General features: G+C 45.6%; 10 protein-coding genes. 1 reads left to right on the top strand and 9 read right to left on the bottom strand.

Annotation, left to right across the window (positions count from 1 at the left end):
• Window positions 1–79: 79 nt before the first annotated feature.
• From AC1DLM_RS07840 to AC1DLM_RS07815, 6 genes are all read right to left on the bottom strand, one after another.
• Entirely contained in the window at window positions 80–1,858 is a 1,779-nt protein-coding gene (locus AC1DLM_RS07840; RefSeq protein WP_477569627.1) for a sensor histidine kinase, read from the bottom strand.
• Complete coding sequence (locus AC1DLM_RS07835; protein ID WP_477569626.1) at window positions 1,855–2,949, bottom strand: response regulator transcription factor; 1,095 nt, start codon at window positions 2,947–2,949, stop codon at window positions 1,855–1,857. Before AC1DLM_RS07835 ends, AC1DLM_RS07840 begins: the two co-directional genes overlap by 4 nt.
• A 120-nt stretch (window positions 2,950–3,069) precedes the next feature.
• Complete coding sequence (locus AC1DLM_RS07830) at window positions 3,070–4,890, bottom strand: S-layer homology domain-containing protein (protein WP_477569625.1); 1,821 nt, start codon at window positions 4,888–4,890, stop codon at window positions 3,070–3,072.
• A 76-nt stretch (window positions 4,891–4,966) separates the two neighbouring features.
• Complete coding sequence (locus AC1DLM_RS07825) at window positions 4,967–5,281, bottom strand: dockerin type I domain-containing protein (protein WP_477569624.1); 315 nt, start codon at window positions 5,279–5,281, stop codon at window positions 4,967–4,969.
• Between the two features lie 104 nt (window positions 5,282–5,385).
• Window positions 5,386–9,858 carry an S-layer homology domain-containing protein gene (locus AC1DLM_RS07820; protein WP_477569623.1) on the bottom strand — a complete coding sequence of 1,491 codons (4,473 nt, stop codon included), beginning with the start codon at window positions 9,856–9,858 and terminating at the stop codon, window positions 5,386–5,388.
• Window positions 9,859–10,137: 279 nt separating this feature from the next.
• Window positions 10,138–12,003 carry an ADP-ribosylglycohydrolase family protein gene (locus AC1DLM_RS07815; protein WP_477569622.1) on the bottom strand — a complete coding sequence of 622 codons (1,866 nt, stop codon included), beginning with the start codon at window positions 12,001–12,003 and terminating at the stop codon, window positions 10,138–10,140.
• A 118-nt stretch (window positions 12,004–12,121) separates the two neighbouring features.
• Between AC1DLM_RS07815 and AC1DLM_RS07810 the strand changes: the two genes are divergently transcribed.
• Window positions 12,122–13,012 (top strand): AraC family transcriptional regulator, encoded by an 891-nt coding sequence (locus AC1DLM_RS07810; protein WP_477569621.1) that lies wholly within the window; start codon window positions 12,122–12,124, stop codon window positions 13,010–13,012.
• 61 nt (window positions 13,013–13,073) lie between these two features.
• On the opposite strand, the gene AC1DLM_RS07805 is transcribed toward AC1DLM_RS07810, so the two are convergent.
• Genes AC1DLM_RS07805 through glgD form a run of 3 tightly spaced genes read right to left on the bottom strand, consistent with a single transcriptional unit; the run spans window position 13,074 to window position 15,614 of the window.
• A complete protein-coding gene (locus tag AC1DLM_RS07805) occupies window positions 13,074–13,604 on the bottom strand; it encodes a DUF1003 domain-containing protein (protein WP_477569620.1) in 531 nt (176 codons plus the stop codon).
• 29 nt (window positions 13,605–13,633) lie between these two features.
• Complete coding sequence (locus tag AC1DLM_RS07800; RefSeq protein WP_477569619.1) at window positions 13,634–14,449, bottom strand: PPK2 family polyphosphate kinase; 816 nt, start codon at window positions 14,447–14,449, stop codon at window positions 13,634–13,636.
• Between the two features lie 34 nt (window positions 14,450–14,483).
• The gene (glgD, locus tag AC1DLM_RS07795; protein ID WP_477569618.1) at window positions 14,484–15,614 is read right to left on the bottom strand and encodes a glucose-1-phosphate adenylyltransferase subunit GlgD; all 1,131 of its coding nucleotides are present in this window, start codon (window positions 15,612–15,614) and stop codon (window positions 14,484–14,486) included.
• Window positions 15,615–15,617: the final 3 nt, after the last annotated feature.

Genomic DNA, 15,617 nt, shown 5'->3' with positions numbered 1-15,617 from the left:
TTGTATAGCTTTATTTTACGTAAATGTACCCATCAGCCACAACAGGACAGAAGTAAGATATCTCTGACAAAAACACGGATTATACGCTCCCCGAAATCTTTAGCTTCGCAACGGCACGGCAGCCATTTCCTGGTTCGCTGTAAAACTGCAAGCCACATTCCTCACCATAATAGACTTGTATACGCTGATGTACGTTCTTCACCCCGTACCCTCTGCTCTCCGTTTCAAACATTTCCTGAAGCCTCTCTGCCGTTATCCCTACGCCATCATCGATGACCTCCAAAACCATATAGACGTCTTCCCGATAAGCACGGACGACAACGGTTCCAGCTTTCCCTTTTTTAGGCCTGATCCCATGAATAACTGCATTTTCAACGAGTGGCTGCAAAATCATTTTGATCATAATCTTCTCTTCAAGACCCTCTTCGACGTCCGTCTTAAACTGGATGGCTCCCCGATAGCGATAATTGATGATCTGCATGTACTTGCTGACCTCCATAACCTCTTCGGCCACGGAGATATGCTCCTTGCCTTCGTTCAAACTCAACCTCAAAAACTTGGCAAGTGATTCGGTCAATTCTGCGATTTCTTTCGCATCGATTCGTAAAGCGCTCCATTGAATAATGTCTAACGTGTTATACAAAAAGTGCGGGTTTATTTGCGCATACAACAGTTTCATTTCCGACTCTTGCTTGCTGATTTGTGCCTGATACACCTCTTCAATTAGGGCTTTAATACGCGTGCTCATTTTATTAAAAGAGCGCTGCAGCCGAGCATATTCATCATTTCCTCGAATGTTATCCTCTGTCTCGAAGTTCCCTTTTTCGGCATGCTTGATGAGCTTCACCAACTTTTTCAACCTTTTGGTAATGCTCCCTGAAATGATGAAGGCGGTAATGATAGCAATAATTGAGACTACCCCMGCCAAGGCGAGCATGAAGTTCTGAATCCACCTACTGTTCATGCCAAGATGCTTCTCCGTCATTAGCAGTGCAATTTGCCATTCCAGACCTTTCGTTGTACTGAAGACAGCATAATTGGCCCTCTCCGCAGGTCCGAAACTGATAATCCCCTCTTCCTCTTCCGGCAAAGACTTCAAGTACATGTCACTTACACCACTGCCACCTGCCTTTAATTGCTCGAAGCCAATTCGCTTGTTAGGGGACCTAACGAGTGTTTCCGCTCCATCTGGAAGCCGAATACCATTCAGAATAGACCATATAAATTTGGCATCCAGCTCCACCATCACATAGCCAAGCACATGCTGAAATCGGTTAATATCCTTGATTTCTTTAATAAAGATGACCTCATCCTTCTGAACGATGCTGAGATGTTCCACTTCACTTGCATAGAACCACTTTTCTCTGATTTTCCCTTCCAAAAGTGGCTGTACACCAGCTTCAAGTTGAAGCTGATCTATCCCAAAGAAATTCGGGCTAGCCGAGACGAAGGTTGGGTTCCCTTTCATGAAATAGCTAACCTTGAGCACATTGCTCTTGCCCACGTAATTGCTCACGTTTTTGTTCAGCAGATTAAAAAAATCGATCACTTCCCMCGAAGTCAAAGCGCGTTCTGATACCGTTCTTAGAATGAGCTGAATATCGTAATTGCTTTGCGTCAGATCGGCAATGTTATAGGCGGTTTCAATGCCGAATGAAATGTTTTTCTCCGCCTGCTTCAAGGTTTCCAAATAAGCCTTACCCGTCTGTTCAACCACAGACTTATGAATCGTAATATAGGAGAAATAGACCAATACCATGACTGGAATAATGATCAAAATTAAATAGGAAATAACCAGCTTGGTCCGCAAGTTAATGTTATAGTAAATGCCACTGAGCTTGTTCATCACTGTTCTCATAGCATTTTCTCCCGATAGTCCATAGGGTTGACGCCCACTGTTTTTTTGAATATTTTGGTAAAATAGTGCGTATCCTGATAGCCGACCTGATTGGCTACTTCATATATCTTAATTGAGGCGTCCTTGAGCAGCTCCTGCGCCTTCTTTATACGTACATGCGTGATATAATCGTTAATCGTGTGGCCCGTTTCTTTTTTGAATAACGTCTGAAGATGTCCAGGAGACATGAATACTTCTGCAGCCAGCTGCCCAATGGTCAGATTCTGACAGTAAATTTTATGAATAATACCCTCAACATCTCGGATAATTCTTCGGGACTTGTTGTTGCGCAACTCATTGGAAGCCATCTCCAAATAGACTAGCTTCTCCATGACAAATATCTCGATTTGCTGAGGGCTCTGCATCGTTCTGAATTGGTGCAAGGATTCTTTCACCTCTTGCGCAATCGCAGGCTCAATATGCGTGGATGCGCTTCGAATTGCTTTAATTAGAAGCTCACTGCAGATGGTTGTAAGAAACAGCATGCTTTCCATTTTCAATTGCCTAATCGTAATGAAGAGCTGCTGGACCTCAGCTGTTAGTGCATTTGTTTGCCCTGTGCTGCATAATCCTATGATCTTCTCCACAGACTCCACAATCACCGGCAACCCCGTCGATGAAATACTGCCTGAATAATATTGGCTAACGTCATCCTTTAATCGCTTCTCCGCTCTTTCTTTATCCAACTTAGCGACAACTTTGCCTACAACCTGTATGAATTCCTCCCGATTGAAGGGCTTTAATATGTAATCGATCGCATCCAATTTAATCGAAGCCTTCACATACTGAATGTCTTGATGAGCGCTAATCATGATCACCATGACCGCAGGCTGCTCATGTTTCAACTCCTCTACAAATTGAATGCCATCCATCACAGGCATCACAACATCGGTAATTACGATATCCGGTTTGAGGTCACGGGCAACGAGCATCGCTTCCGCTCCATCTTCTGCTTCACCAATAATCTCGATACCTAGACGATCCCAGTCGATGAGATCTCGCAGGCCTTCCCTTGAAATATAATCGTCGTCGACCAGCATCATTGTATACATGGGCAGGGACCTCCTTGGCAATTTGAGAAGCGTTCTCTTAATTGTATCTTACTCTGATCGATTTACTCAATCACAATGTAGGATAAGATCATGTTAAGAGACTCCTGGTGAAAATACCGCTTACGCATTCATGAATGAAAGCTTAATCAACAAGCGTTTCAGCATAACTACTGCTTCCGCACGTGTCGCTGATTGTGAAGGGTGAATGCCATGTCCATCATCCCCAGTTAGGATGCCGAGTCCTACCATCATGTGAACAGAGTCCTTCGACCAGTCGTTTAGATGATCCATACCTAACAGTTGAACGAAATGGGCAGGTCGATCGTATTTAAATCCCGTTAAGTGCAGTGCACGATCCAGCATGACGGCAATTTCCTCCCGCGTGACGAATGYATCAGGACGAAATATCCCTCCGTCATAGCCTTCAATTAAGCCGAAGGACACCGCAGTTAAGAGAGCGCGCGAATACCAAGCAGATGGGTCAATATCACGGAAGGTCATGCTGTCACCTTTCTCCGGCAAAGCAAGCGCATCCGTTACTAACTTGGCAAATTCAACTCTAGTTATCGCATCATCCAGACGGAATCTTCCCTCCGTATCCCCATTCACGAGCAAACGGCCCGCCATCGTTTCAATATCCTTTTGGGACCAGTGACCGTTCAAGTCCGCAAATGTTCGGCTCCCCGTAATAAGCCCATACGTACTATTGCCCATTCGGTGGATAAGTGCCATATAAGAGCCATCTGGCTGCTTGACGAACAAGGTTGGAACCGGGGCCATCGTGCCATCTGTACGGAATAGAACTGCTGCTGTTCTATCTGGATCCATATGCCCTGCTGGTATCGTTCGAGCAGCAAACGCGCTCTCATAGTCATGCATCTCCGTTACTTGACCGGAGGCATCTAGGATCGAAACGGAGAAGTCGACGGGTACACCAGTTAGCGTAAAGCCTTCTGMCGTAACAAGCTTATCTATCGCGTGCGTCTGTTCTTCCGATACGGTCGCTATCGTTACTGTGACCTTCGCCTTCGCATCAAGTTTCAATTGATCAATTGGCAGCTTATACATGCCGACGGAACTTGAAATAACAAGAGAGCCAGTTCCCGCACTTTTAGATTGGATCGCTTGCAGAACCTCGGAGGGTACATCCACCGTAATAGATGCCGACTCCTGAGCTGGAATCATGACAATGAAAGTTGATTTTTCCTTCGAGGATTCATGGATCTCTTTCAAAGCTTGCGCCATATGCAAGACGACGTGTGTACGATTTCCTGATTCCATTGTGAGGCTAACCACATTTTCAGATAATGTCATGGCTGGGGCGTTGCCCGCAATAATGGCCACTTCTGGAGTCAAAGGTGCTTGCGCTTTCCCGCTCCCATTCGTATTAGGCACGTTTACACCGCCCACATTCCCTACGTCACCTGAACCAGATTCAGCTCGAGCATTAGTCCGAAGTGAAACTCCTGGGGATACAGCCACTTCTTGCAAACTGCGATTTGCAATCCTCAGTGATTGCCAGATGATCTCCGTCTCCCCTGCTTTCAGCACGTCGAAAGTCAGCTCAGCCATTCTCATCGTACCGTTGGTCGGCTGTTCATTGCCTTCTTTTGACCATGCAAGTATGATTTCCCCCTCATCACCAATAGGTTTTATCAGATTACCGTTTGCAGCTGCATCCGCACGGATCAGTTTAACCTTCTGCGGATCGTAGGTAAATATCGTCTCGAATGCGAATAGCTCCGAAACGTTCGCTGTCGCTGTTACCGTGAAGCTGTCCCCTACCTGCGGTGTACTTGTACTTGCTGATAGTGTGTAAGCGGATGATGCCGGCAACCAATTGGCATAAGCTGGGAAAGGGTTTGTAAGAAAACATAGTACCATTACAATAAATACGAAAAACACGCTTTGCTTACGTTTAGGTTTATGTAGGGATAACATATTCATAGCTCCTTTGTACAAAATAAAAGATTCGGGAGATTTGGCGTGATAGAACCAATCTCCCGAAGTTGGATAGCTATTCGATTTTCATAGCAACTGCGGCCATATCGAGATAATCGATCTTCAGATCCTGATTAACATCGTATTGACGAACCGTCGACCATTCTGAGCTTGCCGAAGTTTTGCCATAATGGATTAAAATTGGGTACAGGTCGCTGACGCTAATGCGATTATCACCATTCAAGTCCTCAGGCTTCTGCTTATTCACAGTCAGTTTAAAGGCGTCTACAGCTCCTACAAGTAAGCTCGTTGCCGCGTCGATCTGTGCCTGGGTCGCAGCAGTGTCAGTCTCAACCGCTTTCCCAGCGTTAATCGCCGATTGGAAAAACACGAAACCCTAAATCGGGTTCCGTGTTCTTGTTGTTGCTATTGTTCTTCCGTCTTAGTGGTCATAAATGCGAAAGAGCATCAATTTCGATGAAAACGTCTTTCCTCTTACGGATTGATCAACCCGGCCTGCTGCAGAAGACGTTGCGACATGACAGCAACTTCTGCTCGTGTCAATTGCCCTTTCGGTGCTAGCGTGCTGTCCGTTCGGCCAGCAACTATGCCTCCCTGTAAACAAAGGGCTATGCTTCTTTGCGCCCATTCCGATACCTGATCGGCATCCTGATACTTGGTAAGAAGTGCTGCGTCCGACAAGTTCTCCTTCATGTTTGTTAATTTCATGGCATTAGCCATGATCATCATTGCCTGTTCCCTGTCGATGGTATTCGTCGGCCGGAAAGTGCCATCCTCATACCCCCCAATAAGTTGGTAGGCAGAGGCAGTTTGAATCGCATCATGGTACCACGCAGAAGGAGCAACATCAACGAATAAGCTACTTCCATTTTGCGGCTTTAGTCCTAAAGCCCGAACGATAATAGCAGTAAACTCCGCTCGTGTAATGTTATGATCCGGGTTAAAGTGATTATCGTCTTGCCCTTGAATAACCATTCTGGCTGCCAAATTATTCACTTCTTTTTTCGCCCAGTGATTTTGAACGTCTCCAAACTCGATGCGGTGTGAGACCAAAAAGTAGACGCTATTCGTCAAACTATTTATTTGGGCCCAATATTTCCCGTCTACTTTCACTATCTTGGTAGGTACGTGCCGTAAGGTTCCGTCTTGGTCGATCACGACTGCTGTCGTGATTTGGTCAACATCTGCTTGATCTTCGATAGGCAGCATTCTTTCTACATAATTGCTGAACTGAGAAATCGCTATAGTTTGGCCCTTATAGCTTGCAGTCACTTTGAAGTCAACTGGCGAAGATTTCAGTTCCAGCTCGTTAGTGGAAAGGGTATTCTTTACAAGCTGCACCATATCCTCATTTGGTTTCACAATTTCAATCTGGATTGTAATATCTTGAAACTCCACATTTTCGCCAAACTGACTCTGTAAACTTTCAACTTGAATCTGCTTTGCTGGTAAAGTATACCTAGCTGCATCGGTTTGTAATTCTAGCACAGCATTCTTTTGCTCCATGCTTTTAATCATTTGTCCGGTCAGTTTACCTATGAACCCGTCCGTTGAACCCGAAGTCGACAGAATAATATGACTACCCTCTCCACCTGTGGATAAACGCTGCTCCAGCTTTTGAGCATCCACGGTATAGGTGGTTGTGGATTTGCCTCCTCGTTCATCCTTGACTGTGGAGCCCAACTCACCTATTGGTGAGGAAACAGGAGCTTGTCCCGATGGTGTACTAGATTGATCGCCATCCCCACTATTTGACTGTTCTTCCGTATACGGAACCGCACTTACTTCTTGCGATGCTTCGCTGACTCCACCCGGATTTACAGCTTTAACGGTAAAATAGTACTTCGTACCATTGATCAAATTCACGACATCATACGTATAAACAGAGCCGCTAACGGTTGCAAGTTCGCTTCCATATTCACCTGAATTCGTGCTGAGATAAATCTGATAATTCGTCACATGATCCATCGGGTCCCAGCTGAGACTTACTTGTCTATTGCTAACAACTGGGGCTTTAACGGTTGGTGCTCCAGGCGGGGATATTTGTGGTGTTGCACTAACTTCCTGGGATGCTCCACTTAATCCTCCTAGATTGCTGGCCTTTAGAACAAAGTAGTACGGCGTTCCATTCGTTAAATTCATAACATCATACGTATAAACAGAGCCGTTAACGGTTGCAAGTTCATCTCCGTATAAGCCTGACTGATCACTGACATAAATATGATAATCCGTGGCTGAATCCATTGCATCCCAAGTGAGACGCACTTGGGCATCGCCCGGCAACGCGGACGTTACTTGAGGTGCTCCCGGCGTTGCTATTTGCGGCACCGCTAACAGTTCATTGGAAACGCCGCTCTCTCTCTCACCACGAACTGCCTTAATGACGAAGTAATAGGTATCGCCATTATTCAGCCCTTCAGCCTTGTAATTGTAAACTTCATTGCTAACCGTTGCTAGCGGGGAACCATATGAACCCGCTGTTGCGCTAGCATAGATGCGGTAATTCGTGGCCCTGTCTACGTTGCTCCAGCTCAGATTCACGTAACCATCTCCTGCTAGGGCAGATAGCAATTGAGGTTTGTTCAGTTCAGCTACCGTAACCGTTGCCACTGCCTTGAATTCACCGTTCGCGGTTTTTGCTGTGATGGAAGTGGTTCCCAATCCCGTCGCAGTAACAAGTCCGTTGCTGTCTACCGCAGCTACATTCTTGTTGCTCGACGACCATATTACTTTATTGTTCGTTGTATTTGCTGGCTGCACCGTTGCCGTCAAGGACTCCGTTTCGCCTGGAAGCAAAGCAAATGCTGTTTTGTTCAAAGAGATGGTTTCCGGAAAAACTTCGGGACCATAGACTTCAAACTCCCAGATCGAATATCCATACTGTGTAGCCMTTACTGTACCGTACATCCTTACATATCGAGCATCGGTCTGATTAAACGTAATTTTCTCCATCAAACCTTTGCCAGTGGTTGTGCTATACACGTTACTCCAGGTTTGCAGATCATTCGATACCTGAATTTGATAGCTTTTTGCATACGCAGCCTCCCAGTAAAGCCGCACTTCATTAATGGATTTAATAGTTCCCAAATCAACATAAATCCAGCCTGGATCAACGGCTCTTTTGGAACCGAACCGGGTCGACATATCTCCGTCAAAAGCCCAAGGCGCCGTATCCACCGTACTGTCATTAGAGGAAGCGACAGCAGGCTGATTCAGGGCCAAATTCGTCTGCGGCCGAGGCTCCGGATTCTGCACCGGTTTAATGGTGATATCGCTGTAATTGTCCTTATTCGCGAAATTCATCTCATATAAGCTTGTCGCAGGTTGGGCTTTTCCCGGCATATAGACATTTTCAAATGTGATTCCGCTTATGGGCGCATCGGGCAGCCCTTTTATTTTGGCAACACCCTCGCCAGCATCACGCACAGTAATATTTTTAACTGTAATTCCTGAAATCGGACCTACACCCGAATTGCTGCCATTTACCGTAAAAAGCGTCATCCACGCACTGTTATCTTCGTTGAAGCCGCTAATATCCTCGACATCTATATTCTCGAAGGTGACATTGCTCACAGCACCAGTGCCATATTTGTGATGAATGGCAAACCCGACAGCCGCCTTATACACGACGCCATCTCGAAAGACTATATTATTCTGATCCTGCATGACCCCTTGGCCAATTTTGAAGCCGTAGCACAATGTCCAAGTGATGGCATCCTCAAAGAGCACATTACTTACAGGCTGTGGACTGCCAGGCCAAGGTACTTTGCCTGAGGCAATATCCGTCGTTTCTTTCCAAGCTTTCGTCGAGAAGGGATCGTCCAGCGCAATCCCGATCGCATTTCTCACTACGACATTTTGCGACTCGCACACATCAATCCCGTCATTTTCACCCATGCCCAAACTGTTAAAAAACTTCACATTCGTAAAACTAAGATCATGTGATCGAACTGGCGTAACCGCCCAAGACGCGGATTCACGGATGATGATCCCATCCATAATGAAATTGGATGTCGCGATGGGCACAACCAGATTGTTAATCATACCTTTGGCATTGGTTGATTTATCGGCATATAGCGCAGCGCCATTCCCATCTATCGTTCCACGTCCATACATCTTGATGTTCGTCGAATCAAACGCAGTGGAAATCCACCAGGTTGCCGGCCTGCCCATAGAATCCTTGTACCAATGTTCCTTATAATCAGCTGTCTTTCCCGTTCCTATAAAAGCAGCCCCAGGCTGCATATACAGCGCTGTATTGCTTTTCAGCACGAGATTGCCAATATAGTACTGTCCCGCAGGGATGTACACGATTCCTTGAACGCCATTCCCTGCAAGTGTACCGTAGCTGCTAGCATCGTCAATGGCTTGCTGAATAGCTGCTGTCCTAGCTGCCACGCCCGTTTGATCCCCGGTTGAATTAACAAGATAAGGGGCTTGTCCTACATTGAAAATACCCGTCCCTGTAGATGCAGGCACATCGGTTTCTGCCGGATCAGCCGCAATGACGAGGCGCGTCTTCCTGCTGTTCATCGTAACAATCAAATATTCATCTTTCTGCGTGGTGAACGTCAAGGTTCGACCCACAACGCTGTCCGGCTGAATTCCCAGTTTCTTAGGACTAATTGCGTAATCGTGAACCTTGTCCGTATTTAGTATCGTAACCTCGAAGGTAACCGGTCCATTGGACATGGAAAAGTTCGCATAATCATAATCGTCAAAAGATTTGACTACGGGAATATCCACTCCGTTCGCCTTCAGCGTGTAGTTAACGGAAGCCGCATACTTCGCTGGTTGATTATAGGGATATATGACTGCTTTCGACGCTGCTGCATTAATTTCTGGAGTCACTGCTGCCTCCACGCTTGTTGTTAGAGGGTTAAAAAGAAACCCTGCCGTAAAAACAACCGCCATGATCATACTGAAAAATCGATTCATTGTTATCATTTGTTCATTCCCCCCTGAATAGCTTCGCTGACTTTTGCAAGGATGTCAGCGCTTCCACTTTTTCATTATAACAACTGGGGCCATTGGTTATAATGCGGTAATCTCCATTTCAAGGGCAGATATTTATTGATAATGACGCTCAACTACAACGCTAATGTAAATAACGAACGAATCTAAAGCTCATTTAACGTAATAAAAAGATTGCCACTCATCCCGGCCTTCCTGGCTAGGTGATTGGCAATCTCTTTAGTCACTGCTACTTTGACAAATTCACATCGTTTATCCCAATAATATATCCGTATAATAATAGTGAGGCCCCGGTGATGTTGTATCGAGAAGTGCTACCGGCAGGATATACACCTCAAGCGGTGAGCCATCGCTAATGGCCTCAACTTCCACGAGATGACTTCCAGCCGCTAGAGTCAACTCCACATACTGTTGATCAGGGGCACGGTGATACGCTGGCATGAACTCCAACGTTTCTTTGCATGAAATCACCGTCTGACCATTCAGCTTCAGCGTTACAGGACTATTCGCTGCTGCAATAAGTCTCAGCTTGCGCTCAATCGGATTGGTAAGCTTTGTTTCCGCCTTATACACGCCTTCTACTTCAACTTTCTTCCAATGTACGCTATTCCCCGGGAAATAGATCACTTCTCCTTCGCCATCTTCTGGACCCCTGATGATCCATCTGGAGGAGTTGACCATGGCAAACGGTACTTTTTGAATCGACCATATCGCTTGGTCATGTAGTCGTGTCCAACTAAACGTTAGCTCATGACTTGCAGCTGCAATCGGTCCAGCCTGGATTTCCGTATCCCACTGGAAGGATTCATCTGGTTGCAGGCTAATCTCAACCGTTGTTGGTCCATGCCAACCTGAAGGTAGCTCTAATGATATATGTCCATCGATTCTCGTCATTGAGTGATTCGTCAGCGTAAACTGCAGTACCTTGCTTTGACCCGGACCGATAGCTGGGCCATCCGCTCCGAAATCGATGATTAATTCTGCATCCGGGTTTCTTTTCGTTCCTTGCGGCAGCAAGTAACGATTGGACGTTATTTTACTTTCCCAGAGCGCCCTTATTGCTTCTTCTGCTTCTCCCTCAACCAATGATTTGTTCCACGAAGTAGGGAGCTCTGGATGCACCCAAATCTCGGTATCCCATGCCGCGAGGATCTGTTTGCCCATACGGATTGTACGGCGCGTTAACTCATCCAAATTTCGAGGCGCTGGGAATCCTTTAATCGGGGGACTGACGACGATACGGTCTCCTACCGGCTTCACCCATTTAGCAGGCAAGCCTTCCGGTCCTAGCAGCATTCCCAATATGGCACCCAGCGTTGCTGCGGTACAATCTGTATCGTAACCACAATTGACGGCTTTTAAGATCGCGTCTTCAAAATCTTCCCCATACAACCATCCAAGGATGGTAAAGGCAATATTTTGAGGGGCATCGGTAAAATTGTCACTGCCATGGTGCTCTAGAATGAGCAAACGCGTTTCAATCCAGCTCTTTCCTTCCTGATGCCAGCGAAGCAGATCTTTCAAGGCCTTGGAAGTGCGACTCTCCTCTGGGATATACTTCATTCCAATCGCAATCAGCCGATCCCTGTCTTTCTCGAAGAAAATGGCGCTTTCCAAAGCAGCGAAAAACATTTCACCATAGACACCTTCGCCGCCAGCATGATCTACAATCGCATCCTGATACGCATAGTGAGCTGCAATTTCCGGGGCACCTGGAGCAGCCATTGCCCATATTTCGGAACGAATAGGTGAGCCCATACAGTCATTGAATGGATTGTTGAACCAACCCGCTACCGGTGGAAGTAAACCTCTTCTTAAATTCGTCAATGCATAGCCATATTCATCAAATGGGAAAAAGACATGCTCTAACCATTCCTGTCCAAGTTCAGTTGCGGTCAATCCCGGACCATACTGCTCCAAAGCGTGCAGCCACACCAATTGCAGGTCCAAATCATCGTTCTCTAGTGGACCGTCTGGCAGTTCTGGATAAAAGCTCAATTCAAGCAGCTCCTTCTTGCCTTCGACCGGTGCACCCAGCGTTCCTCCGATATTTTTCCCCAGCCATCCCCCAAATACGATACGATAGTAATCTTGTTCATTTAAAATGCTGATAGACATGTGAAAACCTCCGTTGTTTGATATAATGGACATTGAATTTAGTATAAAAGCGGTTCCATTATAGTGCCATGTACATAGTTTTGTTCTAAAAAGAAAAAACATCGGGGGATGTCATGCCATGCACTACTCTCTTTCGCGATTATCCACATTGGATGTCAAATGGGCGGATCTTTTCGATGCAAATACCCCCCATTTCTTCGGTCAGCATCATAATCCCTATTATGAGCTTATCGTCATTGCTGACGGAACGGTGCATTTGCAGACTGCTGATGAACGTATGATCTTACATGCTGGGGAGTCGCTTCTTTTGAAGCCTTGGGAAACGCACACCGGTTGGAATTCCCAAGAACGACAAGGTCAATTTTTTTGGGTGCAATTTTCCTGCAATCCTACCCTTAATGAATTCGTGCTGGATCGAGCCGCTGAGCTTAATATTGTCCATGCCGAACGAACCGAGCTTAGAACCACGGAAAACTTGCATGAAGATTTGCTTGTTATCCCACGTCAGTTTCGTTCTTTGCAACGTTTTAAATTGCTCGGCTTGTTTGAAGAGCTAGTCGAGACAATGAAACAACCAACGGGCTATTTTCGTTTTCATGCCACCTTATTACTTGGTGAAATCCTTCGTCTTATGGCCAATGATCTTTTGAAGCAAAGCCAATTGGACACCGCTTTCTCCGCTTCCTACCTTACTTTTCGCAATCTAGTCAATTACTTGAATAATTTTTACGATTCGGACATTTCCAAAGAGACATTAGAACGATTGATGGATCGCAAATATGAATATCTCTGTCAGGTGTTCAAAAAATATGCCGGAACGAACATCCACAATTATATCCACCAACTCAAAACCCAACGTGCCAAACATCTGCTGCGTACTACAGATAAAAGTGTTCAGGAAATTGCCAGTGAAGTGGGATATCCGGATCCTTTTTACTTCAGCCGTATGTTCAAAAAGATCGAAGGTGTCGCACCTCTGCATTATCGGAATAAAGAGCCGATGGGGTAGATGTGGTGCAACAGAAATAAGGAGCTATCTAGTAGATAGCTCCTTTTTTTAATGACACTACTTACCGCCCTTGTTGCTCGATTCTTTCAAGCCTTTGATCCAACCTTTCCAGCAAGACCTTGATCTCTATATTTTCCTGCTCTGCACGATAATTAATGGCGAAGTCAAGGATCGCCTCCTGCTTATCTTTGGAAGCTTGTCGATTCTGACTCATGAGAATGACTGGAGCTTGGAAGGCTGAAATACAAGAGAGAATAAGATTAAGCAGGATGAATGGGGGTTTATCGAAGGCAAAGCTCAAGCAATTAATCGTCATCCAAATGACTAAGAACAAGCTGAAAAGCAGAATAAACGCCCAACTTCCCCCGAACGTTGCAATGTCATCAGCAAGCCGATCAGCCCAAGAAGTCTTCTTCTCCTGCTGCTCAATTAAATGGGACTTAATGTTCCCTTTATACGCATTTACTATAGCGGCAATGCGTTCTAATTGGTCATTGTCCAGTTTAAAGTTAGGATCATTATCTAATTCATGAAACAACTTCTCAGGTGTGAAATCACCTTCGACTTGAGCCCCTTCCATCTCTTTCCCCATTTTCTTGTCCCTTCTTCCTTCTGCCAATCTTACTCCAATGTGGCAAGCAGCTTATCATCAAAGTCCTTGTCTGATTCCGGATACGTTAAATCCATGCTTTCTAACGCTGACACGGCAATTTGTAGAACTGCCCAATCCCGATACCAGCGATGGTTGGCAGGGACAATATACCAAGGTGCTGACTCCGAACTGCACCGTTTGATCACATCCTCATAAGCCGCTTGATATTCGTCCCATGATTCACGTTCAACCAGGTCGTTCTTATCGAATTTCCAACGCTTTGTTGGATCCTTGAGTCGATTTCTAAGCTTGGCTAGCTGAAAATCTTGCGAGATATGCAAGAAAATCTTTACGATTTTCACACCACTGCTCTCCAGCAGTTTCTCAAAATGTTTGATGTACTTGAACCGCTGTTTGGCTTCCGAATCATCAATTAATCGATGTATACGCGTGATCAGTACATCTTCATAGTAGGATCTTACGAAAGCTCCAATCATGCCCTTGGCAGGCGTCGCTTTATGTGCACGCCACAAAAAATCATGGGATGCCTCTTCTTCGGTTGGCGTTCGGAAACTCGTTACTTGGAACCCTTGCGGATGCAAGCACCCGAGTGCCTGCTTCACGACACCATCTTTACCACTGCAATCCATGCCTTGAATGACGAACAGAACAGACTGTTGCTTTTCTGCATAAAGCATATTTTGAAGCTCTTGCAAGCGGTCCTTCAAACGTGTCATATTGGGCTCTATTTCTTCTCTATCATGATGAGCATTCGTATCGTTGGGATCTAAGTTCGATAATTGAACTTTTTTACCGGGTTCCCATCGGAAATGGCTGTTAGGCATACTTGACCTCCTCTACCTTGTTGTCATTGGCTCATTAGCTGATTTCAACCATTTTTTCCGCCACAATGGGGTGGGCGAACTCGCCGCGCAAGATAGCTCCTTGTTCCACCACCACTTGTTTGTCCAAAATTACATGATCCAAATAAGCATTCGCTTCGATCGCGCATTGATGCATCACGATACTATTTTTGATGCTAACGCCTCGATTTACCTTCACACCTGGAAACAAAATGCTATTTTCCACATAGCCTTCAATGCTGCAACCATGAGCGATAAACGAGTTACGAATCAACGCTTGGTCATGATAGGCCGTTGCCAACTCTTCTTCATGCTTAGTATAGACAGATTCATGGTTAATCATAAATTCATGCCATCCATGCGGTTGCAGCAGGTGCATACTATGGGCATAGTAGCTATCGATCGAATCCATAATAGCCACATATCCATGATTGGCATAGCCTTGAACATGAATATCCGCTAAGTGGCTCCAAATGACTTCTTTCAGGTACCTCTCATTGCCAAACATCATGCTTTGCTCAATCAGCTCAATGAGCAGACTCCGTTTGATAACCATCGTATCCAAATCAATATTTTGCGGCTTTAAGCTTGGTAACGCATGGTACGTTGGCGTAACACGGACGACTCTGCCCTGCTCGTTCATTTCCAGGCTATAGGCATGACCAATATGCGCATGGCGGTCCATCTCGGTTAAATGCTTATAGAGAATCGTCATATCAGCGTCGTTGCCCAGATGGTAATCGATCATATTTTCGAAATTCATATGGTAAATCACACTGCTAGGAGCAAGCAGCACATACGTTTCGGTGCAATTTTTCAACACTTCAAGATGGCTGTATAGATGAAATAGATCTCCACGCATATCCTTTGCGAGATGGCTAGGAGAGAGCACAGTTACGCCGCCTTCCGCGTTCGTATCTAAGCCCCAATGATGCCCGTCACCCACATGTTCCAGCAGGGAGTCCGCTTTGTCATTTGCCAAGAGCATAACCTTCTGAATACCCGAATTGCTCATATTGGAGAGTGCAAAGTCAACGATCCGATAACGTCCGGCAAAAGGTACGGCACCTACACATCGATTACGTGTAAGTGTAGATAAGTCATCTTGTTCATTCATCAAATTGATCATCCCAAGAACATCCTTCATCGT

It is taken from the genome of Paenibacillus sp. 01T442 (genome assembly GCF_056398345.1).
Note: the sequence above shows the minus strand (reverse complement) of the source record. Positions and strands in the feature narration are given on the sequence as shown.